Source organism: Pantoea ananatis PA13, assembly GCF_000233595.1.
GTDB lineage: Bacteria > Pseudomonadota > Gammaproteobacteria > Enterobacterales > Enterobacteriaceae > Pantoea > Pantoea ananatis.
The window spans coordinates 64,713-90,438 of record NC_017553.1; the positions used below are offsets into that span (position 1 = coordinate 64,713).

Here is a 25,726-nt window from a genome sequence, read left to right on the forward strand (position 1 = left end):
AGCGGATGAAAAAGGCTGCGAACAGGAGTGCATCAGTTTACGCTCTGACCTTCTGAAATCAGCGACAACAGATGGTTAACCGCTTTAGACGCATTATTCCGCCGCCAGGCAAAAGCCACATCGGTAAAAAGCGTATTGTTGGCGATTTCCCGGAAGCAAATCTGCGGATTCTGCACGCAAACCATCGATTCCGGTATAAGGGCTATACCGCAACCTGCGCCGACCATACCTAAAGAAGAACTGATTTGCGGAGCCTGCTGAAAAGACGATGAGGAGAAACCCGCGCGCAAACAGGCACTGACAATAAGCTCATACAGGCTGGGTGAAACGTCTCGCGGAAAAATAATTAAGGTTTCCTGCACCAGTTCGCTCAGCGCGATGCTGGGTTTTTGTTGCAGAGGATGCGCAGCAGGCAAAGCCAGCAGCATCCGTTCGGTAGAAATGACGCGCAAATTAAACGATTTACTGCTTTCGCAGGGAAGACGAAGAAATGCCGCGTCCAGCAATCCCTCCTGGAGATCCTGAATAAGCAATGACATGTTCTCTTCCCGCGTCATCAGCTCCAGGGCGGGATAGCGATCTTTAAATCGCCGAATAATCTCAAAGACGTTGGGATCAAATGCTACCGAACTGGCAAAGCCTAGCGACATTTTGCCAGAGATCCCCCGGGCAACGCCTTTCGCCTTTTCCAGCGCATGATCGGCGAGTTGAATGATTTCAATCGCATCCGCCAGAAATGTTTTTCCTGCATCCGTCAGTTCCACACCGCGCGTCAGTCGTTTTAACAGCGGCGTACCGATTTCATGCTCCAGTCGCTGAATTTGCTGACTGAGTGGCGGCTGCGAAATGCCAAGCAATTCGGCCGCTCGGGTAAAGTGCTGCGTTTGAGCGACAGCAACGAAATAACGTAGATGGCGCAGTTCCATATTAAAAACGTCTCAAAGTTTACAGGTTTTGCTATTGGATTCTGTCCGCAAACAGGGTCACCATTATGTTAACACGGCTTAACAGTTAACCTACGAGGCATCCGATGAGCAATTTTGTAACTGATTGTTCCTGCGAGGATCAACTAAAAGATACCGTTCAAAAGCTGCGAAAAAACATGCCAGAAAGTGTTATGTATCAAACCTCTTTGATGAGTGCGCTGCTGAGTGGTGTTTATGACGGTGAAACCAGGATTGCTGACTTACTGCGCAAAGGTGACTTTGGTCTGGGAACCTTCAATCAGCTGGATGGTGAACTCATTGCGTTCGACAGCAATGTGTATCAGCTGCGCGCCGATGGCAGTGCCCGGCCTGCTGATCCTGACCAGAAAACGCCATTTGCGGTAATGACCTTTTTTCAACCCCAGCATAAACACGTTTTTGAACGCGCGGTTCAGCGCGATGCGCTGCACCAGCTTATCGACAGCGAAATCACCTCCGACAACCAGTTTTGTGCACTGCGTGTAAGCGGACATTTTTCATCCGTCCAGACGCGTACCGTTCCGTGCCAGTGCCGGCCTTACCGATCGATGCCTGAAGTTCTGGGAAATCAGCCCATATTTGAATTCACGCATCGCCATGGCGAGCTTATTGGCTTCCGCACGCCGCAGTACATGCAGGGTATCAACGTCGCGGGATATCACGAACATTTCATCACAGACGACAGAACCGGCGGTGGGCATATCCTGGATTATGTGCTGGAGCAGGGCACGCTGACTTTTGGTGCCATCAGCAAGCTGGTGATCGATTTACCAGAAAACGCCGACTTTCTTAATGCCAACCTGACGCCGGAAAATCTGGATGATGCCATCCGTTCTGTCGAAAGCTAATCACGAGGCCTGAAATATGAAAACTCTCTCTGATACGACACTCTGGCACTGCGGTGCAGACCTGGTTGTCGCGCAACTTGAAGCGCAAGGCGTCAGCCATGTGTTTGGCATCCCTGGCGCAAAAATTGATAAGGTATTTGATTCCCTACTCGATTCTTCCATTCAGACGATCCCCGTGCGGCATGAAGCGAATGCCGCCTTTATGGCCGCGGCAGTAGGCCGTCTGACGGGTAACGCTGGCGTGGCGCTGGTCACATCCGGCCCGGGCTGCTCAAACCTGGTGACCGGTATGGCTACCGCAACCAGTGAGGGCGACCCGGTGGTGGCTATTGGGGGCGCGGTCAAACGCTCCGACAGCGCCAAGCAGGTTCACCAGAGTCTTGATACCGTATCCATGTTCCGCCCAGTGACAAAATATGCGGTTGAAGTCACCGACTCGTCGGCACTGGCGGAATGTGTATCAAACGCGTTTCGTCACGCTGAACACGGTCGCGGCGGCGGTGCGTTTGTCAGCCTGCCACAGGATATCGTTGATCAGCCGGTCACGGGTAAGGTGCTGAGCCATCACGGCCGCATCACGCTGGGTGCGGCACCGGATGTGATGATTGATGCGGTCAGTCGCGAGATCGCCCACGCAAAAAATCCCGTGATCTTGCTGGGCCTGATGGCAAGCCAGCCTGAGAATAGCGAAGCCATTCACGATCTGTTAAACCGCAGCCATATCCCGGTAACCAGCACGTATCAGGCGGCGGGTGCCGTTCGCCAGGAGCACTTTTCCCGTTTTGCCGGTCGCGTGGGACTTTTCAACAATCAGGCAGGCGACAAGCTGCTGCAACAGGCCGACCTGATTATTACCATCGGCTACAGCCCGGTTGAGTATGAACCTGCCATGTGGAACAGCGGGAATGCCACCTTAATCCACATTGACGTTGTGCCAGCGGAAACGGACAACCGCTATTTGCCAGATGCGGAGCTGGTCGGCAACATCGCCGCCACGCTGCGTAAACTGGCACAAAAGGTCAGCCAGCCGTTACAGCTCAGCAAGGAGGCTGCCAGTATCCTTGAGGACCGTCAGCAGCAGCGGCAGTTACTTGCATTACAGGGCGCGAGCCTGAATCAGTTTGCTCTTCATCCGCTGCGCATCGTGCGTGCGATGCAGGACATTATCAACAGCGACGTCAGCCTCACCGTTGATATGGGCAGCTTCCATATCTGGATTGCCCGCTATCTCTACAGCTTCCGCGCACGCCAAATCATGATTTCTAACGGGCAGCAAACCATGGGCGTGGCCTTGCCCTGGGCGATTGGTGCCTGGCTGGTCGATCCACAGCGTAAAGTCGTCTCGGTTTCAGGAGATGGCGGCTTCCTGCAGTCAAGCATGGAGCTGGAAACCGCCGTCAGGCTCAACGCCAACATTTTACACATTGTCTGGGTCGATAATGCTTACAACATGGTGGCGATGCAGGAAGAGAAAAAATATCAGCGTGTTTCAGGCGTGAACTTTGGGCCCATTGATTTTAAAGCCTATGCGGAAGCATTCGGTGCGGCGGGATTCGCGGTGAACAGTGCCTCCGAACTGGAACCCACGCTGCGCAAAGCGATGGATGTTCAGGGGCCTGCTGTTGTGGCAGTGCCAGTGGATTACGCCGATAACCACTTGCTGATGGGGCAGCTTCACCTCAGCCAGTTACTTTAATTTCAACGGAATAAGGAAACGATGATGAAAATGCGGGTTGCGCTTGTGACAGGTGCGGGTCAGGGCATTGGTGAGGCGATAGCCTTACGTCTGGCAAAAGACGGATTTGCCGTGGCCGTGGCTGATTACAATATTGAAACCGCGTCGCAGGTTGCGGAAAAGATCAAGAAAGATGGCGGCCGTGCGCTGGCCATCAAGGTGGATGTAACAAAACGGGATCAGGTATTTCATGCCGTTGAAGAAGCGCGCAGCGTATTGGGTGATTTTAACGTCATTGTGAATAACGCAGGTGTCGCGCCCTCAACGCCCATTGATGAAATCACCGAAGAGGTCATCAACAAGGTTTACGACGTTAATGTCAAAGGCGTGATCTGGGGCATGCAGGCCGCGATAAAAGCATTCGCGTCTGAAGGTCATGGCGGAAAAATTATTAACGCCTGTTCTCAGGCCGGGCATGTCGGCAATCCCGAGCTGGCAGTTTACAGCTCAAGCAAGTTTGCTGTTCGGGGCCTGACACAAACTGCCGCACGGGATCTGGCACCGGCGGGGATCACCGTAAATGGCTTTTGTCCTGGTATTGTTAAAACACCGATGTGGGCGGAGATCGACAGGCAGATTTCCGAAGCGGCAGGCAAACCCGTGGGTTATGGTACTCAGGAGTTTGCGAAAAGAATCACGCTTGGTCGGTTATCAGAACCCGAAGATGTCGCAGCCTGTGTCGCCTTTCTTGCCGGCCCGGATTCTGATTACATCACCGGACAGTCGTTACTGGTAGACGGTGGCATGGTGTTTAGCTAACCGGAAAAATGTCTGGCGCTACGGCGCCAGACTGCCCGGTATTCTGTCACCTCGCATGAGGTAGGCTGAGATCCTGCATGAAGTTCTGTGAAAAAATAACGCCGCTTACTTTTTCCCTCATTTCCTGACAATTTTAAGAGCATACCGAGCGTTTCCGGGCTTCCATCGTTCAGTGAAACGGCTAAAATAATGCGTTCATTTGCCAGGGAGTAAGACAGCTATAATGCGTTATCGTAATCTTTTTACCGCACTTGCGGTCGCCACAACATTAGCCGGATGCGCCCGGCATCCCGCCGCCAATCCCCCCGCTGCGGCAGCGGATGATTTTACGACCGGACAGACCCAGATCGATGTTTCACACGTGATTACGCGTGCGGATGACGGTTCACATATTTATCTGACGGTAGATGGTAAAGATGCAGGCGAACTGCCCAATGGTGAAAGCAAAATCCTTCATGTTCCCGCGGGTAAACATGAAGTCGGCGGTTATGTGCGCACGTTGTTTGGCCTGGGGCGGGTAACTATTGATCCCCTTGAAGTGACAACGTCACCTGAAGACGTTAAAAAAGTGGCTTATACCGTGACTCGTAATAAGGCGACCTTTGTTGAACAACCTAAACAGAGCGAACCCCAGCCAGCACAGACGCAGGAACAGGGCTAATCTGTCCTGCTAACGCCAGGTCGTGAATTTCACTGCCTGGCGATCGTTCAGATAGCGTTACGACGGCAGCAGGTTATCTCTCTGCTGACGTCGACCTGCCGTGTAGTGCCCGTGACCTCAGTGCTTTATGGCGTTAATCTCGCCCTTGACGACAGCCGTTGTGCTTTTGATGACACATGAGGCACGATGGCAATTTGGATCACCCATAGCGCCTGTTAATGAATGCCTATAGCCCCAGTTCACTGAGAGAGGGATGATCGTCCGGTCGGCGGCCCTGAGGCCAGTGAAACAGTCGCTGACTGTCGGTAATGGCCACGTCGTTAATGCTGGCATGGCGTTTCACCATGTAGCCATTCTCATCAAATTCCCAGTTCTCATTGCCGTAGGAACGGAACCAGTTTGCCTGGCTGTCATGCCACTCATAGGCAAAGCGCACGGCGATACGATTTGAATGAAAACTCCACAACTCTTTGATCAACCGGTACTCTGCTTCCCTTTGCCATTTGTCTCGTAAAAACGCCACAATTTCGGCCCGGCCCGTAATAAACCTATCGCGATTTCGCCATGCGCTGTCGGGAGAATAGGCCAGAGAAACACGTTCGGGATCCCGGCTGTTCCAGGCATCCTCTGCCAGGCGCACTTTCTTTATCGCATCCTGTACATCGTTAAACGGGGGTAAAGGCTGACGTGGTGATTCCATAAGGTCTCCTGAAACGCTGGCAGACTCAGCGACACTTCAGCATTGGAGTGCCGGCTGATGACATTCATGGACGGGCAGGTTTTAGAGCGAAATGGCGTGAACCTGACAAACGGCGCGTGCCGCTTCTTTACCTTTTTTCACAAAATGCTCGGTATAAAAACGCACGAATTCGTCGGCAGGCTGAAAATTATGCGGCGTCAGTGAAACAGAAAACACGGGAACATTGGTAGCCAGCTGAGCCTGCATGAGTCCACTGACCACAGCCTGCGCCACGAAGTCGTGGCGGTAAATGCCGCCATCAACGACCAGGGCCGCACAAACAATGGCGTCAAACTGACCTGTTTGCGCCAGGCGCTGCGCCAGTAAAGGCATTTCAAAGGCACCAGGCACGTCCCAGGTTTTAATTTCGTAAGACGTGCCGCTGTTTTCCATTTCCTGATTAAAGCCAGCCAGGGTTTGAGAAACAATGTCGCTGTGCCAGTTTGCCTTGATAAAGGCGACTCTTAACGGTTGCATAACTTACTCCAGTAAACGTGACATCCGGTGCACGTGAAATCGCAAAACGATCGCATTCTTCCGAATCAAAAATAAAGCTGTCTGATGAGCAGCACAGTAAATTCGCTCAGCACTTCTTGAATCACCTGGCTACCTGAGCGCCGGAGCCGGATGACGTCTCTTGCTTATGGCCGACATTATAAACTGATGTCAATAATCCGTGCTTATCTTTAATCCGCTTTTACCGCCATCCACCGTTACGGACGGCACCGATCTTGCGCGGATCATCCGCCAGAGCGCTGTCGTGTTTTATCCGTCTGGCCAATGCTCGCTTTTTGCGTAACGCTTTCCATTAATGTATCAGCTTAAAAATAGTACTGGATATTTAAACAGGTAATTGTATAATTATTCCACTGCCCGTTGGGTGTTGTCTGGAATGATTAGGGGGTAAAGCCCATGATGATATCGACAGAAATCTTCAAAGCAATGGATCATGCCATTACGATGACAAGCCGTGAAATTGCCCAAATGACCGGCAATACGCACGGCGAAGTTAAACGCTTAATTAAAAGTCTTGAAACGGCGCAGCGCCTTTCTCAGCCGCTTTCAGTCAATCTCTATGAGCGCGAAGGCCAGACGCGTGAGGAGTTCTGCCTGAATAAACGCGACTCTCTGCTGGCTGTCGCCCGACTTTCGCCGGGTTTTACGGCCGATGCGCTCGATCGCTGGCAGGCCCTTGAAGAGCGTGTTCATCTGCCAGATTTTACGAACCCTGCTGAAGCCGCTCGTGCCTGGGCTGAACAGTTTGAACAGCGACGCGCAGCAGAGAAACAACTGGCCGAATCGGCACCAAAAGCCGCTTTTTTTGACCACTTTGTCAACGTTGAAACGTCTCTGGGTTTCCGTCAGTTGTGCAAAATGCTGAAAGCCAAAGAGCCAGATTTTCGCCAGTTCCTGCTGGAGCGCAATATTATGTTCCGTGACAAGGGAGCCTTAAGGCCCCAGCATTACCATCTGCAGGCGGGTTACTTTACACTGCATTCAGGTACGGCGGACAATCAGCATGCTTTCTCGCAGGCTCGCTTTACCGCCAATGGTGTCAGATGGATTGCCAGCCTGTGGGCCGGACATCTCTCTGCTCAACTCAAAGGTGCGGCGGCTTAGCCTCACTTCTAGCGTGGAACAGGCCGCTGACGATGCGGCCTGTTTCAGCCAGCCTTTTACCAGCCTTTGATCGCATCACCTTTGTAAACTTCTTCTGCTTTGGCCGCGACTTCCGGAGACTGTAACGCAGACTTCAGCTTTTGGATTTTATCGCTGTCTTTGTTGTCCTGACGTGATACCAACGCATTGACGTAAGGCGATGAGGCGCTTTCCATAAACAACCCATCGCGACGCGCCGACAGGCCAGCCTGGGCAGAGAAGTTGGTATTTATGATTGAAAGCGTGACATTTGGATCGTCAAGAGTACGGGTTAACTGCGGCGTATCCACCTCAACCAGCTTCAGATGCTTAGGGTTTTCGATGATATCCAGCGAGGTCGGCAAATAGCCCACGCCGTCTTTGAGCTTAATTAAGCCCTGAGCCTGCAACAGCAACAGACTGCGGCCCAGCGTTGTGGCCTCATTAGAAAGGGTAATCGTATCGCCATCTTTGAGTTCGCTGATGTTTTTAATCTTGTGAGAATAGGCAGCGATAGGGAAAACAAAGGTTTTACCGACAACGGCAAATTTGTAGCCACGCTCTTTAGACTGTTCTTCCAAATAGGGGAGGCTCTGAAAGGCGTTGGCATCAACTTCTTTATTGTTCAGCGCTTCGTTTGGCAGTACGTAATCGTTGAAGTTAAGCACTTCAACATCCAGCTGATACTTGTCTTTGGCAATTTTCTGAACTTCCTGCCAGATAGCTTCGTCGGGACCGGTGTTGATCGCCACTTTAACTTTATGATCGTTATCAGGTGAGCAGGCGGACAACAGTAATACGGAACTGGCGATTAGCGCCGTAAATAAACCTTTCATTAGTAGCGATTCCCATCAGTAAAAGATGTCAAAAGCCTAATACAATTTATCCGCCTTGCGTACTGACGCGGCGATATAAGATATAACCATTACTGCATGATTTGTCTAAAAATTCACCGCATGGTCATCAGGCGCTATCCTGGCGTTTTTAACCGCTGGCAGGGTAATTGACGTCGTCGAACACGATCATAGGCTACGTTTAAACACGTTATTCATTTCAGTATTGCCGACGCGAGTCAGGAGAAACCATGTCAGGGAATCATTCAGATAAATCATCAGATAATAAAATCGTTGCCGTACAGGTGTTAAAAAGTAGTGAAGCATGGAACGGTCAACACATTGACGCTTATCCGCAGGGTGAACCCGAACTGACCGTGATGCGCCTGACCATTCCGGCTCATTCTTCGTTACCCTGGCATACGCATCCCATGCCGAATGCGTGTTTTATCCTGTCAGGTACGCTTGTAGTTGAGGATAAAGAAACGGGTGAGCAGCAAACCTTTCAGGCTGGCGAAGCGTTAAATGAAACGGTGAACAGCGCACATCGCGGCTTTACGCTGAACACGCCTGCCGAGTTGGTGATTACCTATGCGGGGGTGAAAGGGATGGAGCTGACCGACCCGCTTCCCGGCGAACCTGAGGAGTTCTAGCGTGAGAATGCCTACCGGTACAGTTTCGGGTTAAACACTCGCTGGAGCCAGTCCTTTGCAGATCGCGTGAACGGGGCAGAAAACCTGATTCAGGGTGCGCATTTGGCATCTGGAATACTGTGTAGGGTCATGGCGCAAAAAAAACCAGCCGGTGAAGGCTGGTTTACGTTTGTATGCAACTCTCATTACGCTTTCAGCGAGGCGCCGCCGCAGATAACCAGTTCCTGGCCCGTAATGGCTGCGGCGGATTCGCTAAGTAGATAACCCACTAGCGAGGCGACTTCCTCTGGTTGAATGAGCCGGCCTATCGGCGGAACCATAGGGGCCGACGACGTACGTTCAGGTCGGGTGAGCATGGGGGTTTCGGTCGCACCAGGCGCAACAACGTTAACGGTGATGTTACGCGGTGCCAGCTCCATTCCCCACGAGCGAACCATGCCAACCAGCGCCGCTTTGGTTGCAGCGTACTGCGAGCGGTTAGCGGCACCTCGCGACGTGCGGCTGCCTATAATGACAATCCTGCTGCCAGGCTGCATCATCGGCACAAAGTGGTTCACCAGGACTTCCGCCGCCTGAACGTGCAACGACCACAGGCGCGCGCCGGCAGCGCTATCAAGTTCGCCTAACGGGGCGGCCACCATCATCCCTGCTGCATGTATCAACGCATCCGGCGTACCGAGTGTGCTGATAACCGACTTAAGCTGTTCCGCATCCGTTAAATCCACGGCAACCCAGTTAAGGTTCGGTGAGGCCATCTCTCCCTGCGTTCTGCTAAGTCCCGTCACTTTCCAGCCGTTATTCAGCAGATGATGGGTGATGGCCTGGCCGATACCGGAACTGTATCCCGTGACGATAGCGTGACACATCTCAGTCTCCTAACATAGATTTTGGCACTTTAAACACCGCTTTGCGGACCGTCATCGGTTCGTTGACCGCGCACAGCGCCTGATGAGGCTCACCGGGCAGAAATACCGCAAAGTCCCCTTTGCGTAGCGTTATGCTCACGGGCCATTCGCGGGGGCGGGTGATGAACAGATCGGGTTTCTTCTCTTCATCATCCGTCTTCGCGACGGACTGCGTACCGGCGTTGATAATCTCTTCGCCTTCCAGCATCACCTGAATATCCGCCCAAAGATGGTGATATTCGGTGTGCCGTAACGCGGCATCTTCGGTAGTGGCCTGCTGAATATTACAAAACCACGCAACATTTTCTGGCTGCCATTTACCGATATCTTTTGCTGCCAGTGCCTCAAACGTGCATGAGGGTAAACGGAGCAGGGCCAGTAAGGGTTCAGGTAATCCTGCCAGGGCCAGGTTGTTCAGGTTTCCAACAATCATCAGATTACTCCTTCACCCACTCAGGCGTGACGCGCGCGTATTTAATTGCCTGACGAAAATAGGTATAAGCGATATGCAAAGTCCCCCCAGCATCCTGCTTGATGCTGGGATAGGAAAATTCACGGTTGCGTTTTTCCTGAGAGTTATTGGTCATACAGTATCCATCGCCTTCATCGAGGTTTTTCTGCCATGGCCAGGTCTTGCCCCCATCCGCTGAAATAGCCACGGTCATGGGCGCGCGCGGTGCCCCCCAGAATGCGGTACGGCCCGTCGTTTCCGGCTCTTTTCTGCCATCACCGTCATCGATCTCATCATATAGAGAGGCACGACGTTCTGTGGCCCCGGCCGCACTCATATTGTTAAATACCAGCGCCAGCTCGCCGCTGTGCAGCGTCGTCACCTGAATAGAAGAGTTGTTGTTAGGTAAAACAGTGGCCTCGGGCGATGACCAGGTTTCTCCGCCATCGGTGGAGCGGCTCAGATAGATATGATCCGCCCAGCGGCTGCGGTAAAGGGCAACCAGCGAACCATCCTGCAAAGCGGTGATATTCATGTGTACACACCCCAGGCTGTCTGGCACGACCACATCTCGCCAGCTTTTGCCCTGATCAGACGAAATTTTCACCGCGCTGATATCATCATTACCTACCCATTTTTCACCTGGCTGGGTGCGGCAGTAGAACACGGGCAGTAACCAGTTACCGTTATCCAGAACGGTAATGGGCTGACGGATAAAGGTGCCTGGCTTATCTAACAGCGTATCGATCGGGCCCCAGGTTTGGCCAAGATCGCTGGACTGACGGTATCGGACAATCGCCGTATCCTGATTGCCGGAGATCTGCGCCGTCCACAATAGCCAGAGAACATTATTGGGCGCGAGAAACAGCACAGGGTTTTGCTCAGACCGCGTGGGATCGTCAGACAGTTTGACGGCTTCGCTCCAGGTGTCAGCGCCTGCCGGCAAGCGAGAGCACCAGACGGAGATATCGGCAATCCCTTCCTGTGTTCCGCCAAACCAGACGCAGAGCAGGGAACCATCCTGCAGTGGCAAAATATTGGCGGCGTGGTTTTGCGGGCATGACGAAGGCAACATTGCCGTCATTACTCGACCATCTTTTTCCCATGGCTTCAGATGGCCATCACGAATTACGGTTACGGTCATTTTATTCTCCTTTGCTTGCTGCATTTTTTGCCTCTTCAGCGGCCTGGGTCCGGGCTTTACTTGGGATCATATGGTCAATAGCCATAATCAATGCCGGTGTCAGTAGCGCGATATACATGTTGTTGATACCAAAAGGATCGCCTAACAGATACCAGATGGAGGTCACCACACAGGCGCCCACCAAGCCCGCATTTGCCCCACGCGTACTTCTGTAGAACGGCGCGTAGAAGGCAATCACCGCAACAACGGTGATAGACAGACGAATAGCACGTGTAAAGAAAGAGAGTTTTAAGACTTCAGGCACGAACAGAACAAAAATCAACGGCAGGAAACCAATCAACAGTGATAACCAGCGCGTTGTTTTAAATTCCTGATCGGGCGTCGGTTTGAAATAAGGCACATAGAAATCTTTCACCACCAGTGAGGCGATCGCCAGAGCGACGGTACTGACGCTGACAAAGATGGAGGCCACCAGCGAGGTCGTTACCAGACCCGCCAGCCAGGGGTTCATGTCCTGCAAAAACACCGGCATGGCGTACAGGCTGTTAATCTCTGGATGCAGGTACTTTGCGGCCACACCGATCACCGCAATCGCCAGTGCAATCGGCATACAGAACAGGAAAGCAATCCACGTGGAGCGCTGTGCAGATTTCACGTCTTTAGTTGAGGAGATAGCCTGAATAACAAACTGTGTGCAGAAAATCGAACCAATAGTACCGATGAGCCAGGCAACGATGGTTGATACGCCGATATTACCATCCCAGGTCCAGTAATAGGCGGGCATTTCGTCGATCATAGGTTTGAAGCCGCCCGTTTGCGACAGTGCAAACCACAAAATAGCCAGAATACCAAAATACTTCAGCGCGCTGTGCAGCATGGTGACCCAGGCAATTCCCTTTAAACCACCAAACGCAAAGTAGAAGGTACTGACGATAGCGGTGATAAACGCAGCAATGGGCAGGGTAACGTGTAAGACCGTCGCGATAGCGGCGGCACCACTCACATAATTACCCACGTTTACCAGCAGCAGGGCATAAATCATAATCAGTGAAATGATATTCTTGGTACTGCTACCGTATTTTTCAGCGATGGCGCCCGAAATGGTAATTTTGCCGGTGTTATAAATACGTTTAACCAGAATCATACCAAATAACGGAAAACCGATTGCCGCACCAATAACAGACCATGACGCGGCAATACCGCCTTCAAAAGCGGCCTGCGCGGTGCCGATGGTCGACTTTGCCCCTATATATTCTGACATCAGCAGAATACCAACAATAAAGGCGGGCATGGCGCGTGAGCCTTCCATAAAATCGCCAGAGTTTTTACTGCGTAAGCGAAACGTTAGCCAGGTGGTAAATAAAATATAAGCCACCACGATGCCAATAATTATCAGGGTGTCCTGAGCGTTGAAAGTTTTCATTATAGCCTCAGATATAACAAGATAAATTCGGGGAGCACAGCGACTCCCTGTCTTTACGTTTTATTACTTCTTATTATCATTTCAGGTACAGGTTGATGATTCTGCGGATTTCATCTTCCTGTGCGGTATCAAAGTGAACGGCATAACGGCTTTCGCCCACGTTATAACCTAAAATCTGCAACGCTTTTTTAACTGCTGCGGGTGAAAATGCCACTTTATAAAGGTCTGTGCGTAAGCCCGTGACCTGCTCTTGCGCCAGCCGCGATCCTTCACGATCTCCGGCATGGAAGCGAGACCAGATAGCATTGATTTGACGCGGCGCGACGTTAGCCAGGCCTGAAATACAGGCTGAGCATCCCTCGACATAGCCCTGGTGAATCAGTGAGTCCGGACCGTTCAGAACATCGAAGTCTTTACTGTCCTTAACGGCATCCAGATAACCTTTCAGGCTTTCATAGCTTCCGGCGCTGTCTTTCACGCCAATAATATTCGGGTGTTCAGCAAGTGTGCGGGCCGTTTGTGGCTCGATCGTATTACCCGTCCTGGCCGGAATGTTATACAAAAACACCGGAACGGAAAGGGCATCCGCAATGGCCGTGTAATGATGAATGAGTTCGCGCTGATTAAGCGGCACAAAATAAGGCGTAATCACCGAAACTGCGTCCACGCCCAGTTTTTCGATTTGTTTGCCCAGCCGAATGGTTTCGCGGGTGGAAATCTCACCAATATGCGCCACAACGTTTGCGCGCCCCGATACTTCATTAACACAGGTTTCAGTAACAGTGAGTTTCTCTTTCTCATTAAGGACAAAAAACTCACCGTTAGTGCCGCCACAGAAAATACCGTTGCCCGCATTAAGTTGGCGAATAACCTGACGCTTAAGTTCATCAAGGTTAAGTCCGCCTTCTTTATCAAAAGGGGTAACAATAGCTGTTAACACACCTTCAATTTTCTTACGCATTACCCACTCCTTTTTTAAATTAAATCCTGGGGAAAAGTGTCCGGTAAATTGCAGCCACATCCTGATGGCTGACTACGCAAGGCGAATTGTTCATCAATCGCTTCACGTTCAGAGCCGCTTCACTGAGGGAATCGATATCATCGGATGGCACACCCAGGGCTTCCAGGTTATCAGGCAGGTTGAGGCGTTTGACTAATTTGGCCAGATAGTCAACCAGCGCATGTGATTTCTCTTCCTGACTCAGCGTGGTATCGGCTTCCGGGATCAGATCCCAGACGTTGGCAAATTTCTCCACCGCAAAGGGCCGCACTACTTTCATGCAGGGCGCCAGCAGAATGGCGTTAGCGACACCGTGAGGCAGATGCCAGGTACCGCCTAAGGGATAGGACAGGGCATGAACAAGATGGGTACCGGCATGGGCAATGGCTGCACCGCCATAATAAGAGGCCCACAGCATTTCCAGCTTGGCTGTCAGGTTATGCGGTTCATTAACGGAGGTTTCCAGATGACGGAATAATTTATACAACCCCATGAGTGCAACATTGTCACCGACAGGATTCGAAATCGTCGCGGTGTAGCACTCAAGTAAATGGCACAGCGCATCAATTCCCGTTGAGGAGGCGATATGCGCGGGCATGCTGGTTGTCAGCTCAGGTATCAGGGCAACATAATCTGGCAGCATGACAGGCGAAATAATACCGACTTTGGTATTTTGCTCGGGAATGGCCAGAATGGCATTTGGGGTCGATTCCGATCCTGTGCCCGCAGTAGAAGGAATGAGCAGCGATGGCAAGCGTGCTTCAATTTTCTGACCGTCCAGCAGAGCCTTGAGCGAAGGACGGGACGCATGGCATAAAACCGAGAGGAGCTTCGCCACATCCAACACGCTTCCGCCACCAACACCCACGACCAAATCATAGGCCTTACCTGCCGTGCGCGTCAGCACTGTTTCAACGTCAGTATGCGTCGGCTCTGCCGGAACATCGTCAATGAGCTCTACCTGACGAGCATCCTGCCCCAGTAGCGTGAGGATCTGCGCTGTTGCCGGCAAATTCACAATGTTTTTATCTGTTAAAACCAGCAGTCGTTTTCTGCCCGCCACGACGGGCGCCAGTGCGTTTATCGCATGAGAACCGCTTAATATCGTGCTGTTAATTATGGCCACATTCTTCTCCCCGTTTATGACTGAAATTCATCATGCTGCTGTAGCGCAATCACTCAGCGACTAAATTTATAAATAAAATGGCGCTTTATTAAATTGATCTTGCTCACATATAATCGATTGTGATTGAATATAATCAAATGATCGAGCGGGTGCTTTGCACACCTGGTCGCTGTATGTAAATGCGCCTTTAGCTGAAGCCGTCAGTGAGCAGCACGCGATTTGCTGCCTGGTGCGTGTTCCGTTGGTGATGCGCAGCGCACCGTCAAATGCGGTATTACTCAGGTGCGGAGATTGCGACGGCATCGTGCGCGACGGGATTCAGAATTGAGGGCCGGGCGGGTGATTGTGCGCCATACAGATACTTTCCCGGTCGCGGCCGGAGTCTGACTGTATTGATTAAAGTCGGTGTTTTCGGAGATGAAACCACCCTTTCAGAAATATTGAGCTTCGTTGAGGAGAAAACAGGTGACGAATACTGTTGCTATAACAATGGGAGATCCTGCCGGGATCGGTCCTGAAATCATTATTAAAGCGTTAGCCGAAGGTGCATTGAATGGTTCACCCGCGGTTGTTATCGGCTGCGCTGAGACTTTCCGCCGCATACTGGCCATGAACATCACACCTCAGGTTGAACTCCGGGTGATCGACCAGGTTTCTGAGGCACGGTTCACGCCCGGCATCCTTCATATTATTGATGAGAAGGTGGCGCATCCCGAAGCGTTGCAATGTGGTGTGGTTCAGCCAGAAGCCGGTGATGTGGCCTACCGTTGCATCAAGCGCGCGACCGAAATGGCGCTGCGTGGTGAGGTAAAGGCGATTGCGACTGCGCCGCTGAATAAAGAAGCGCTGCATCTGGCAGGGCATCACTATCCGGGCCATACCGAATTACTCGCGAAGCTAACGGACACCAAAGATTATTCGATGGTGCTCTACACCGATAAACTGAAAGTCATTCATGTCACCACACATATTTCCCTGCGCAAGTTTCTGGATACGCTGAGTCAGGCGCGGGTGGAAACGGTGGTCAGGATTGCCGATACCTTTTTACGCCGGGTCGGTTTCAGCCAACCGCGTATTGCGGTGGCAGGAGTAAACCCACATGCGGGTGAAAATGGTCTGTTTGGCGATGAAGAGATCCGTATTCTGACGCCCGCTGTCGAAGCGATGAAAGCGCAGGGCATGGATGTGTACGGCCCCTGTCCACCGGACACCGTTTTCATGCAGTGTAACGAAGGCATGTACGACATTGTTGTCGCCATGTATCACGATCAGGGGCATATTCCGCTTAAGCTGCTTGGCTTTTACGACGGGGTGAACATCACGGCAGGATTGCCTTTCCTGCGTACTTCAGCCGATCACGGTACGGCATTTAACATCGCCTGGACAGGTAAGGCTAATCCGGAGAGCATGGCGATATCAATTGATATGGCCATGAAGATTACCCGGGAGTAATAATTTATCGAAAGCTAATGCTTTCTGGTCACTCAGGCGATGGCAAGACATCGCCTTTTCTTCACCGGGCTGAAGCGTCATCGCTGTCCACAACCCATCCACCTCAACACGTTACCTCCACTTCGCTTGCAAATGACTACGAGCAGATAGTCATGCTCTATTACATAAGTTCTCTTTATTTAAGTTTTGATCGGCAGCGACCTGCCTCAGTGGGATAATATGAATGGATTGTCTCAGTGCTGTAGCGACTTTCTTATTTCAACGTCATTAACATTCGCCGCTCAGTTAATAACTCGGAGATGTACATTGAAGTTTACGGATTTTAAGCAACCGGTGTGATTATTCATTTTTTAGGTGATCGCTGCCTCATATTATCTGGTTAAAAATTTCACATTTATTACCTATAAAGAAAATGGAAAGATAAGTTTTCATTGTTATCAACCTTAACCGACTTTTCTGTTTCTGTATGACCGACGGCCGTTACGCTAACGCTATGAATATTCAGCATGCATGGCCGATCTTTTTTTGATGTTTAATCATTTTTACGTTTTATACATTGTCAGAAAGGCGCGCATAGTGACGCGGCTATTTTCATCGCATGATAAATCCCGCATGATGGTGTCGTATTATTTCCACCTCAATTCTGAGGTTATTGTTATATCTTCCTGTGCATTTCATCTATGCACCAGACTTATTCGACGCGCATTTTTCTGCGTATGAAAATGGATAACTGGAGAAATAAACATGAACTATCCTGCCGAGCCTTTCCGTATCAAAAGTGTTGAAACCGTATCAATGATCTCACGCGATGAGCGTGTTAAAAAAATGCAAGAAGCGGGCTATAACACGTTTTTACTGAATTCAAAGGATATCTACATCGATCTGCTGACAGACAGCGGTACAAATGCCATGAGTGACAAGCAGTGGGCAGGGATGATGATTGGTGATGAAGCCTACGCAGGCAGTGAAAACTTCTACCATCTCGAAAAAACGGTGAAAGAGTTGTTTGGTTTCAAACACATCGTTCCAACCCACCAGGGACGCGGGGCGGAAAACCTGCTCTCGCAGCTGGCCATTAAGCCCGGTCAATATGTCGCAGGAAATATGTACTTTACAACAACCCGCTTCCATCAGGAAAAAAATGGCGCAACCTTTGTGGATATTGTCCGCGATGAAGCACATGACGCCAGCCTGAATCTCCCCTTTAAAGGTGATATTGACCTGAATAAATTAGCGACGCTCATTAAAGAAAAAGGCGCCGAGAACATCGCCTATATCTGCCTTGCGGTCACCGTGAATCTGGCGGGTGGGCAGCCCGTTTCAATGGCAAATATGCGCGCCGTACATGAAATGGCCAGCACGTATGGCATTAAGATCTTTTACGATGCCACCCGTTGCGTTGAAAATGCCTATTTTATCAAAGAGCAGGAGGCGGGCTACGAGAACGTCAGTATCAAAGATATCGTGCATGAAATGTTCAGCTATGCCGACGGGTGCACCATGAGCGGTAAAAAAGATTGTCTGGTGAATATCGGCGGCTTCTTGTGTATGAACGATGAGGAGATGTTCTCAGCGGCAAAAGAGTTGGTTGTCGTTTATGAAGGTATGCCGTCATACGGCGGGCTGGCCGGTCGGGATATGGAAGCGATGGCTATTGGGCTACGTGAAGCCATGCAGTATGAATATATTGAACACCGGGTCAAACAGGTGCGCTATCTGGGCGATAAACTCCGTGAAGCCGGCGTACCCATTGTTGAACCGACGGGCGGACATGCGGTATTTCTTGATGCTCGTCGTTTCTGTTCACACCTGACGCAGGATCAGTTCCCTGCGCAGAGCCTGGCAGCCAGCATCTATATGGAAACCGGCGTGCGAAGTATGGAACGTGGAATTGTTTCCGCCGGTCGCAGCAAGGAAACGGGGGAGAACCATCGCCCCAAACTGGAGACGGTACGTCTCACTATTCCACGCCGTGTTTACACTTACGCGCACATGGATGTTGTTGCCGATGGCATCATTAAACTGTACCAGCATAAAGAAGATATTCGTGGTCTGACGTTTGTTTATGAACCCAAACAACTTCGCTTCTTTACTGCGCGTTTTGACTTTATTTAATACAACCCTGGCCCCGCAGGGGCCCTGTTTCTCTCCTATCGCCCTTCCTTTATTTCAGACCTGCCGCCATGGCAGGTCTGCAGTCGAACCGTTATTATCCAGCGGATTCAGAATGACGCCAAAATGATAATAAAGAGTCAACAGGAGAATTTCTCATGGTTATTAAGAAAACAACACCCGGTTTAATGAGTGGAACGATGCTTATCATTGCCACCGTCATAGGTGGCGGAATGTTCTCACTGCCGATTGCTATGGCTGGCATATGGTTTCCAGGCGCATCAATTATTTTAACGCTCATTGCCATAATGATGCTGTTAACCGGACTGATGCTGGTTGAAGTCAATCTCCATTATGGCGGTGGTGCGAGTTTTAACACCTTCACACAGGATTTATTAGGTCATAAATGGAATGTTGTGGTGGGTATCGCATTTGGCTTTGTCTTGTATATTTTAACTTATGCTTATATTTCTGGCTCTTCTGCTGTCATCTCTCAGACGGTAGAAAAATACAGCGGATTTTATCTTCCAGCCCGCTTATCTGTGATCATCGTAAGCGTGTTGGTCGGTGGCATCGCATGGTACAGCTCACTTTTGGTTGGTCGTATTACAACGGTGTTAATTATCGGGAAGTTTGTTGCCTTTTTTGCTACCTTCTCTGGCCTGATATGGCATGTCGAAGGCGCTAAACTTATTGACAGTGCCGCCTGGGCGCTGCCTGACACGCAATATCTGCCTTATATTTTAATGACGCTACCTTTCTGCATCATCTCTTACGGTTTCCACGGCAACGTGCCCAGTCTGGTGAAGCTGTATGGCACTCAGGGGGTTAAGAATATCACCCGGTCGATTTTTATTGGCACGGCTTTCGCTCTGCTGCTTTACATATTCTGGTTGGTCGTCACCATGGGCAATATCAGCCGCGCCGATTTTTCGCCCATTATCGCCAAAGGGGGGAATATTGATGTATTTGTCGAGGCAATAGGGGGCTTATTTACCAGCACGTCTATGGATCTGATCCTCACTTTCTTTGGTAATTTTGCGGTAGCCAGTTCATTGCTAGCCGCGACGCTGGGGCTTTTCGATTATATTGCCGATCTGTTTCATTTTTCAGACGACCGTTCTGGCCGGTTTAAGACGGCCCTGGTAACGTATTTGCCACCCGCTGTCGTTTGTTTCATCCTGCCCGGTGGCTTTGTCTATGCAATTGGCTATGCCGGTCTGGCCTTTACGATCTGGAGCGTTATTCTGCCGCCTTTTCTTGTGAAAGCGGCCCGCAAGCGTTTTCCCACTGCAGTCTATACCGCACCCTGTAATAACATGATCCTTAATCTGGTTATCGTGGTGGGGGGATTCGTTTACCTGACGGTGGTACTTGATGTATTCCGGCTGCTGCCTTCGTTTAGCTAAAGTGAAGCGAGCGCGATGTGTGCACCTTATCACCATCACCATCCTCTGCTCTCGTGCTGCCTGATTAGCCCAGTGTCCCTTGCCGGGGGCTGAGCGACTCACGTCTTCCACACTTCTCAGGCTTCAGCCGCGATGCTCCCACGGACAAGCTGGCTGAAGCTCAGTGTCAGGGCTCAGTGAGCCCCGATCGACAAAGCGTATAACGACCTGTTATTCAAGGTGTGATGACAGGCAGCAGGCTAAAGGGTAATACCCTGTTGCTGCAGTCGCGTTGCGCGGAATCTTACCTGAAGGCAAACATGCATCTCTTCATGGCAACATCCTGAGATGAGGTCTGAGCAATGTGAATTGGGGTTTTAACAAGAGCGGCCCTCATTAAAACCAGTCAGAGGGCCAGGAGAGATCGGGACAGTGGTATTTATTTTGCTGATTTATTATTGATTTTTACTCGTTCAGTTAACAGACTGGTTTCAAGATCAGAAAAATTCAGGGTTCTCAAGAAGGCAGGATTAATATTCTTACAGGGTAACAGTCGGGTATCACCAAGGTTATTGACAAGAATGAGGTAAGGATTTGTTCCTTGCATATCAATCACAGAGTTCAATTTCCACATAATTTCCTCCTTGGTTCATGGATGTCATGAACACAGCTGGAATTATGCGTGGTAATCCGCCGGAAAAATGAGGAATCAGTGCTACCTGATGCTCTGTTTCCCTCATGGTAAGCATTAAATTATAAATACTTGATGTACATCTATGTCATTAAATTGTCACAATGAAAGCCATCGCGAATCGCGTAAGAAATAACTAACTCAAACTTGATCGGACCGACGATGAAACAGTGTTGTCATAATGGAGCTAGTTATGAAGGGTTCATTTTCCTGCATCACAAGTTTTGAATAAATTTGAATTTATTTTACATGACGCCCTGTCAGGCATTACGCCTTTTTCCGGATATAAGCATTTTTCGCCAGAGACGGTGCTGTCTCTGATTACTTATGTCTTAAAATATTAATAACATATAAACCACCAATTTAACCTCATGGAAACAGGCTTGTGAGGTGTATTCCTTAAATGCGTGTTATTTATTTCGCTATCTCATCCCAGCACATGTCACAATTCAGGTGTTGCTTCTGGTATGGTAGTGGACTTGCATATTTTCATAGCGATAATCTTGGTTTTGACGAAAAAATTGTTCAACGCACAATCTGCAATCCACTAATTGATCATTTTGTCGCGGCGGTCATTTAATTTTAATTACCTTTTTTTCATCAATGCTGTTATGTCACGCAAGGACACAGCGAATCATGCCGGAAATAACCAAATAATAAATTTAATTAACAGTGAGATTACAATGCCAAATAAATTACTCAGTGCTAACGCCACCGTTCCACAGTGGGATCGCCATAATCTGGTTCCGAGAATCGTTCATCTCGGATTTGGTGCGTTTCACCGTGCCCATCAGGCTGTCTATGCAGACGTTCTTGCTGCTGAACACAGCAGCAACTGGGGTTATATTGAAGTCAATCTTATCGGCGGTGAGCAACAGATTGCCGATCTCAAGCGTCAGGATTTTCTCTATACCGTGGCAGAAATGTCCGCCAGTGCGTGGTCAGGCAGGGTGGTTGGCGTCGTCAGGCAGGCGCTTCATGCGCAGGTTGATGGCACTGAAGCCGTGCTGGAGGCGCTATGCCAGCCGCAGGTTGCCATTGTGTCGTTAACGATTACCGAAAAGGGCTACTGCCACGCGCCCGCGACAGGCGAACTGATGCGTGACCATCCCCTCATCGTAGCTGACTTAGCACAGCCCCATCAGCCCCATTCCGCCCCAGGCATCATCGTTGAAGCGCTGGCCCGCCGCAGAGCGGCGGGGTTAGCCGCCTTCAGCGTCATGTCCTGCGATAACATTCCTGAAAATGGCAGGGTGATTGCCGGGGTCGTTTGCGCCTATGCGCGGCAATGCGATCGCGAACTGGCAAGCTGGATCGAACAGCACGTCACTTTTCCCTCTACCATGGTGGATCGTATCGTACCCGCCGTCACCCAGGAAAGCCTGAATAAAATTGCGCAGGTAACAGGGGTGCAGGATGCTCTGGCGGTGGCCTGTGAACCCTTCAGGCAATGGGTGATAGAGGATAACTTCGTAGCCGGACGTCCTGAGTGGGAAAAGGCCGGCGCAGAACTCGTTAACGATGTTGTCCCGTACGAAGAAATGAAGTTGCGCATGTTAAACGGCAGCCACTCATTTCTGGCCTATCTTGGTTATCTGGCGGGCTATGAACATATTTGTGACTGCATGGAGGATCCCGATTTCAGACGGGCAGCACGAACGTTGATGCTGCAGGAGCAGGCACCGACATTGCAAGTTAAGGGCGTGGATCTGACGCGTTATGCTGACCTGCTGATCGCGCGCTTTGAAAACAATGCGTTAAAGCACCGTGCCTGGCAGATAGCCATGGATGGCAGCCAGAAACTTCCTCAGCGCTGGCTGGACTCGATTCGTTGGCATCTCAGAAACGAAAGTGATTTTGACCTGCTCGCCCTGGGCATTGCCGGTTGGATGCGCTATGTCTCAGGCGTAGACGAGCAGGGAAATCCGATTGAAGTGATCGACCCGTTATTACCCACTTTGAACGCTGCTGTGGGATCCAGTGCTGATGGCGAGGCGAGGGTGAAAGCATTATTAGGTGTCGATGCCATTTTTGGTGAGGCGCTGGCAAATAATGCGTACTTTGTGGAGCAGGTAACCCGTGCCTATCAGCTTCTGCTTGATAAAGGGGCGAAAGGCGCGGTAGCCGCTGCCGTTGCGCATTAATCTTCAGTGAGGCAAGCCACGGGCAGTGGCTTGCCTGGCGATTACAGGTTATCGTTTGGACGGCCAGATTGGTCGGCAACGACGCCCGTATCTGGTTTGAGTTCGCGCGTAAACCAGCTTACGACTTCCTGGATAACCTCCGGCTGGTACCAGGTGAGGTCGGCATGCTCTGCCCCTTTCACCACAACGTAGTCCACTTTCTCACCGGCTTTCCTGAGGGCATCAAACAGCTGCGCACTTTGATGGGGCGATACCAGAGAATCTTTATCACCGTGCATAATCAGGAAAGGCGGCTTGCTGTTTCGTAAATGTCCCATAGGGCTGGCATGCCGTGCTTTTGCCGTGTCGTCCATGATGCTTGCGCCAGCAAACTCACGAAAGGCTGGACCGTGCACCAGCAATGCCTCGGTTACCGCAGGTGACTGATGAACTTTTTGAATTTCATCGGCATAACTTTCGCCAATGTTAAGGAGGTCGGATATGCCATATAGCGTTGCCACTGCCTGCACATCAGAGGATTTATCGGTGAAATCACCGCGATCAAACGCCGTTTCCCCCTGTGTGGTGCCGAGCATTTGCACAAGCCATCCCCCAGCCGAATCGCCGAGTACACCAATGCGCGCGGGATCAATGCCGTATGTCTCGGCATGTTGTCGCAAATAGCGCACTGCCGCTTTACCATCATTTACCGGAGCCGGGAAGGTATTCGGTACAACGCGATATTCCGCAGCGGCCACAACAAAGCCAGCCTCTGCCAGCGCCATACGCATCTGGATGTACTTATCGTGATTGGCACTGGTAAAACCGCCACCGGGAAAATAAATGATGGCGGGTTTAGGCGCGTCGGTGCGGGGCACTAACAGCGACATATGGAGCGGCCTGGTCTCTCTTGCCGTCGTGATTTGTGAATAAACGATGCCACTTATGGCATCTATCTGATTGCGTGTTGGTTTGACCTGAATAACCTTTGCACCCTCACGATAACCCGTCAGATCGTTATGCTCTGTCGCCATCGCGCTCCCCATTGTCATCATTACTGCTAACCCACCAATTAAAAAATTGTGGCATAGATTCATAATTTTTCCCCAGACGTTGAGAGAAATGCTCTCAATTGAACAAAAAAACCTGCATTGAGGCTGTCATTTTCAGCAATCAGACGGTAATGCATAAACGGCAAAGAGAAGTTGAGCGAGATTATGAAAGCCGGATTTTGGGGGAAAGATTGCGGAGTGATGAGGCGCGAGCCAAACCTTGTGGCGGTCTGGCCCGATGAGATTAGCGAATGACGATGGTAAGCAGGATAAAAACGACTGCGATAGCTACCACCTGAATAAAAATCCGATCAAGCGTGAATTTACGCATAGCGTCACCTCACGGCGTGAGTATTTGCCAGATACCCAATCCTGTCAGGATCAGGCCGGTTAAAAGAAAAATGAACGAAATTGCGCTTTCAGATGAAAACTTCATGATGTGCTTCCTTGTCATTATGATGACGGTTAATCGCATCCGTTGATGTGAACATTAACGTCACCTGGTGAGACAGCGTCCGGCTTCTGCCTGTCAGAAACCTATGCCGTTATCCCGGCCCGAGTGCGCTGATGTTTCGGCGGCAGGCACCTCTTTATTACGCCGCTCGATATCAATGTTGCATCAGGTGATAAGTCTGACGGTTTAACGATAGACGGTAAGCCTCTTTATCGGCTGATTTTGGCGTCATGTTCCTGTGCGGCTATCCGCATGCATGGCGACTCCAGCCTGCTGTTAACGCTGCTCGTGTAGGAATAACTGCTGCGACAGCAAGACATCGCGTCAATAAGGCTTACAGCGATTGCACTCGCTTTGCGGGAGGAGGGAATAGCGCGTTTTTGAACAGTAACATGACAACAGTCCTCATTCGTTAACTGCTGGCTGACCAGAATGGCGATTGTCATGCGGGTAATCATGGTCGGCTTTGCGAAACAGCCATCCGAACCTTCAATCACGCCGATACCATGAAGCCTGAATGAATGCGTGCCTAGTATAATCAGGATGCAACGTGAGTAAAGCCAATACCTGTGGGTGAGTGAGGATAGGTTTAAGTTACTCAGACATGAAATTATCGTTGCTGATTTCCGGTCACGGTTATCAGCCCTTACCAGTGCCTCTGATTCAGGGCGCTTTCACGCCATTCGCCATTCGCAGTTGCGAAGGGGTCAAGCCTGTCACCTGTTTGAAGCGGTGGCTGAAATGACTTAGCGAACTAAAGCCAGTATCCAGTGCGATTTGCGTCAACGGCAGCGAGGTTGACTGCACCATCTGCTGTGCTTTTTCCATGCGGCGCTGCATGACGTACTGATGCGGCGCAATACCGAGCGACTGGCGAAACATCCTGGCAAAATGGTACTCACTCAGGTTTGCCTGAGTGGCCAGTGCATCAAGCGTGAGGGGCAATGCCAGGTGCGCATCAATAAAAGCCAGCGTATTGCGTAATACAAAGGGGGCCAGTCCACCCGTTACCGTCGGAGGCCGCCACTGAACGCTGGAATAGTGCTGGATCAGATGAGTTAATAACAGGGTGCTGGCAGTGCTCAACATGAGGTGATTTGCGGGCTGCTGCCAGTCACAGCTGAGTAAGAACTGGCGATACAACGTGGTGATACTGGCATCACTGCAAAATATTTTCTCATCCAGGGCAATCGACAGCGGGCTGCGATCCCATATTTTCTCGCCCACATCGCGTAAATGCTCATCTGTGCAATAGAGATGCACAAAAGAGAGGTTATTACGTACGTCCCATGTGGATTCGCTCTGCTGCGGCATCAGGCAGAATTTATCTGGCCCACCGCCGTTTCGCCAGCCGGAAGCGGTTTTATGGTAACTCTCATAGCCATCGGCAACATACAGGCTTAGCGTGTGATGGTTACTGTTTACGGTAATCCTGTCTTGCTTGTTGTGCCACGCTGCCAGCCGGATGCCGGAGTTAAGCATGACCGATTCGCGCAACACAGCTTTATTTTGACGCAGTATTTCAAACGTGTCGTAAACGCGAGACATAACTCTTTTCCGCCCGTTCATCAGAG

General features: G+C 50.7%; 24 protein-coding genes. 11 read left to right on the forward strand and 13 right to left on the reverse strand.

The annotated features are described in order from the left end of the window. Positions 1 to 32: 32 nt before the first annotated feature. Complete coding sequence (locus PAGR_RS21820; RefSeq protein ID WP_014333059.1) at positions 33 to 926, reverse strand: LysR family transcriptional regulator; 894 nt, start codon at positions 924 to 926, stop codon at positions 33 to 35. A 104-nt stretch (positions 927 to 1,030) separates the two neighbouring features. Here PAGR_RS21820 and budA point away from each other — a divergent pair, with 104 nt between their 5' ends. From budA to PAGR_RS21840, 4 genes are all read left to right on the forward strand, one after another. Next, positions 1,031 to 1,813, forward strand: coding sequence for an acetolactate decarboxylase (budA, locus tag PAGR_RS21825; protein ID WP_013027801.1), 783 nt, complete (start codon positions 1,031 to 1,033; stop codon positions 1,811 to 1,813). A 16-nt stretch (positions 1,814 to 1,829) separates the two neighbouring features. Then, on the forward strand, positions 1,830 to 3,509 hold the full coding sequence (alsS, locus tag PAGR_RS21830; RefSeq protein ID WP_014604595.1) for an acetolactate synthase AlsS: 1,680 nt from the start codon (positions 1,830 to 1,832) through the stop codon (positions 3,507 to 3,509). A gap of 24 nt (positions 3,510 to 3,533) precedes the next feature. Continuing rightward, on the forward strand, positions 3,534 to 4,307 hold the full coding sequence (locus PAGR_RS21835) for a (S)-acetoin forming diacetyl reductase (protein ID WP_014604596.1): 774 nt from the start codon (positions 3,534 to 3,536) through the stop codon (positions 4,305 to 4,307). A gap of 223 nt (positions 4,308 to 4,530) precedes the next feature. Further along, a complete protein-coding gene (locus PAGR_RS21840) occupies positions 4,531 to 4,968 on the forward strand; it encodes a hypothetical protein (RefSeq protein WP_014333063.1) in 438 nt (145 codons plus the stop codon). 226 nt (positions 4,969 to 5,194) lie between these two features. On the opposite strand, the gene PAGR_RS21845 is transcribed toward PAGR_RS21840, so the two are convergent. Beyond that, the gene (locus PAGR_RS21845; protein ID WP_014333065.1) at positions 5,195 to 5,668 is read right to left on the reverse strand and encodes a nuclear transport factor 2 family protein; all 474 of its coding nucleotides are present in this window, start codon (positions 5,666 to 5,668) and stop codon (positions 5,195 to 5,197) included. Between the two features lie 81 nt (positions 5,669 to 5,749). Next, positions 5,750 to 6,184, reverse strand: coding sequence for a 6,7-dimethyl-8-ribityllumazine synthase (locus tag PAGR_RS21850; RefSeq protein WP_014604597.1), 435 nt, complete (start codon positions 6,182 to 6,184; stop codon positions 5,750 to 5,752). A 435-nt stretch (positions 6,185 to 6,619) separates the two neighbouring features. On the opposite strand from PAGR_RS21850, the gene PAGR_RS21855 reads away from it, so the two are divergent. Further along, a complete protein-coding gene (locus PAGR_RS21855; RefSeq protein ID WP_014604598.1) occupies positions 6,620 to 7,327 on the forward strand; it encodes a phage antirepressor KilAC domain-containing protein in 708 nt (235 codons plus the stop codon). Between the two features lie 56 nt (positions 7,328 to 7,383). Here PAGR_RS21855 and PAGR_RS21860 read toward each other — a convergent pair whose 3' ends face one another. After that, positions 7,384 to 8,181 carry a MetQ/NlpA family ABC transporter substrate-binding protein gene (locus PAGR_RS21860; RefSeq protein WP_013027808.1) on the reverse strand — a complete coding sequence of 266 codons (798 nt, stop codon included), beginning with the start codon at positions 8,179 to 8,181 and terminating at the stop codon, positions 7,384 to 7,386. A gap of 248 nt (positions 8,182 to 8,429) precedes the next feature. On the opposite strand from PAGR_RS21860, the gene PAGR_RS21865 reads away from it, so the two are divergent. Continuing rightward, positions 8,430 to 8,831 carry a cupin domain-containing protein gene (locus PAGR_RS21865; RefSeq protein WP_014604599.1) on the forward strand — a complete coding sequence of 134 codons (402 nt, stop codon included), beginning with the start codon at positions 8,430 to 8,432 and terminating at the stop codon, positions 8,829 to 8,831. A 185-nt stretch (positions 8,832 to 9,016) separates the two neighbouring features. Here the strand turns inward: PAGR_RS21865 and PAGR_RS21870 are convergent, their stop codons facing one another. From PAGR_RS21870 to PAGR_RS21895, 6 genes are all read right to left on the reverse strand, one after another. Next, entirely contained in the window at positions 9,017 to 9,697 is a 681-nt protein-coding gene (locus tag PAGR_RS21870) for an SDR family NAD(P)-dependent oxidoreductase (RefSeq protein ID WP_014604600.1), read from the reverse strand. A 1-nt stretch (position 9,698) separates the two neighbouring features. Next, positions 9,699 to 10,169, reverse strand: coding sequence for a NanQ anomerase/TabA/YiaL family protein (locus PAGR_RS21875; RefSeq protein ID WP_013027811.1), 471 nt, complete (start codon positions 10,167 to 10,169; stop codon positions 9,699 to 9,701). A gap of 4 nt (positions 10,170 to 10,173) precedes the next feature. After that, complete coding sequence (locus PAGR_RS21880; protein ID WP_014598171.1) at positions 10,174 to 11,331, reverse strand: sialidase family protein; 1,158 nt, start codon at positions 11,329 to 11,331, stop codon at positions 10,174 to 10,176. A gap of 1 nt (position 11,332) precedes the next feature. Next, the gene (locus tag PAGR_RS21885; protein ID WP_013027813.1) at positions 11,333 to 12,754 is read right to left on the reverse strand and encodes a sodium:solute symporter family protein; all 1,422 of its coding nucleotides are present in this window, start codon (positions 12,752 to 12,754) and stop codon (positions 11,333 to 11,335) included. 76 nt (positions 12,755 to 12,830) lie between these two features. Continuing rightward, on the reverse strand, positions 12,831 to 13,715 hold the full coding sequence (locus tag PAGR_RS21890) for a dihydrodipicolinate synthase family protein (protein ID WP_014604601.1): 885 nt from the start codon (positions 13,713 to 13,715) through the stop codon (positions 12,831 to 12,833). 19 nt (positions 13,716 to 13,734) lie between these two features. After that, positions 13,735 to 14,880: an iron-containing alcohol dehydrogenase gene (locus PAGR_RS21895; protein WP_013027815.1), complete on the reverse strand. Its 1,146-nt coding sequence runs from the start codon at positions 14,878 to 14,880 to the stop codon at positions 13,735 to 13,737. 465 nt (positions 14,881 to 15,345) lie between these two features. Between PAGR_RS21895 and PAGR_RS21900 the strand changes: the two genes are divergently transcribed. The 3 genes from PAGR_RS21900 to PAGR_RS21910 all read left to right on the forward strand — a co-directional run bounded on the left by PAGR_RS21900 (position 15,346) and on the right by PAGR_RS21910 (position 19,853). After that, on the forward strand, positions 15,346 to 16,332 hold the full coding sequence (locus PAGR_RS21900; protein WP_014604602.1) for a D-threonate 4-phosphate dehydrogenase: 987 nt from the start codon (positions 15,346 to 15,348) through the stop codon (positions 16,330 to 16,332). Positions 16,333 to 17,076: 744 nt separating this feature from the next. Continuing rightward, entirely contained in the window at positions 17,077 to 18,447 is a 1,371-nt protein-coding gene (locus PAGR_RS21905) for a tyrosine phenol-lyase (RefSeq protein ID WP_014604603.1), read from the forward strand. A 155-nt stretch (positions 18,448 to 18,602) separates the two neighbouring features. Then, on the forward strand, positions 18,603 to 19,853 hold the full coding sequence (locus tag PAGR_RS21910) for an aromatic amino acid transporter (RefSeq protein ID WP_014598168.1): 1,251 nt from the start codon (positions 18,603 to 18,605) through the stop codon (positions 19,851 to 19,853). Positions 19,854 to 20,271: 418 nt separating this feature from the next. On the opposite strand, the gene PAGR_RS21915 is transcribed toward PAGR_RS21910, so the two are convergent. After that, positions 20,272 to 20,466 carry a hypothetical protein gene (locus PAGR_RS21915; protein ID WP_013027819.1) on the reverse strand — a complete coding sequence of 65 codons (195 nt, stop codon included), beginning with the start codon at positions 20,464 to 20,466 and terminating at the stop codon, positions 20,272 to 20,274. A gap of 740 nt (positions 20,467 to 21,206) precedes the next feature. Between PAGR_RS21915 and PAGR_RS21920 the strand changes: the two genes are divergently transcribed. Next, positions 21,207 to 22,667: a mannitol dehydrogenase family protein gene (locus tag PAGR_RS21920; protein ID WP_014604604.1), complete on the forward strand. Its 1,461-nt coding sequence runs from the start codon at positions 21,207 to 21,209 to the stop codon at positions 22,665 to 22,667. Between the two features lie 41 nt (positions 22,668 to 22,708). Here PAGR_RS21920 and PAGR_RS21925 read toward each other — a convergent pair whose 3' ends face one another. Next, the gene (locus PAGR_RS21925) at positions 22,709 to 23,743 is read right to left on the reverse strand and encodes an alpha/beta hydrolase (RefSeq protein ID WP_014604605.1); all 1,035 of its coding nucleotides are present in this window, start codon (positions 23,741 to 23,743) and stop codon (positions 22,709 to 22,711) included. 193 nt (positions 23,744 to 23,936) lie between these two features. Between PAGR_RS21925 and PAGR_RS24465 the strand changes: the two genes are divergently transcribed. Continuing rightward, positions 23,937 to 24,092 carry a hypothetical protein gene (locus PAGR_RS24465; RefSeq protein ID WP_014333085.1) on the forward strand — a complete coding sequence of 52 codons (156 nt, stop codon included), beginning with the start codon at positions 23,937 to 23,939 and terminating at the stop codon, positions 24,090 to 24,092. A gap of 723 nt (positions 24,093 to 24,815) precedes the next feature. On the opposite strand, the gene PAGR_RS21930 is transcribed toward PAGR_RS24465, so the two are convergent. Then, positions 24,816 to 25,700: a helix-turn-helix domain-containing protein gene (locus PAGR_RS21930; protein ID WP_014604607.1), complete on the reverse strand. Its 885-nt coding sequence runs from the start codon at positions 25,698 to 25,700 to the stop codon at positions 24,816 to 24,818. Positions 25,701 to 25,726: the final 26 nt, after the last annotated feature.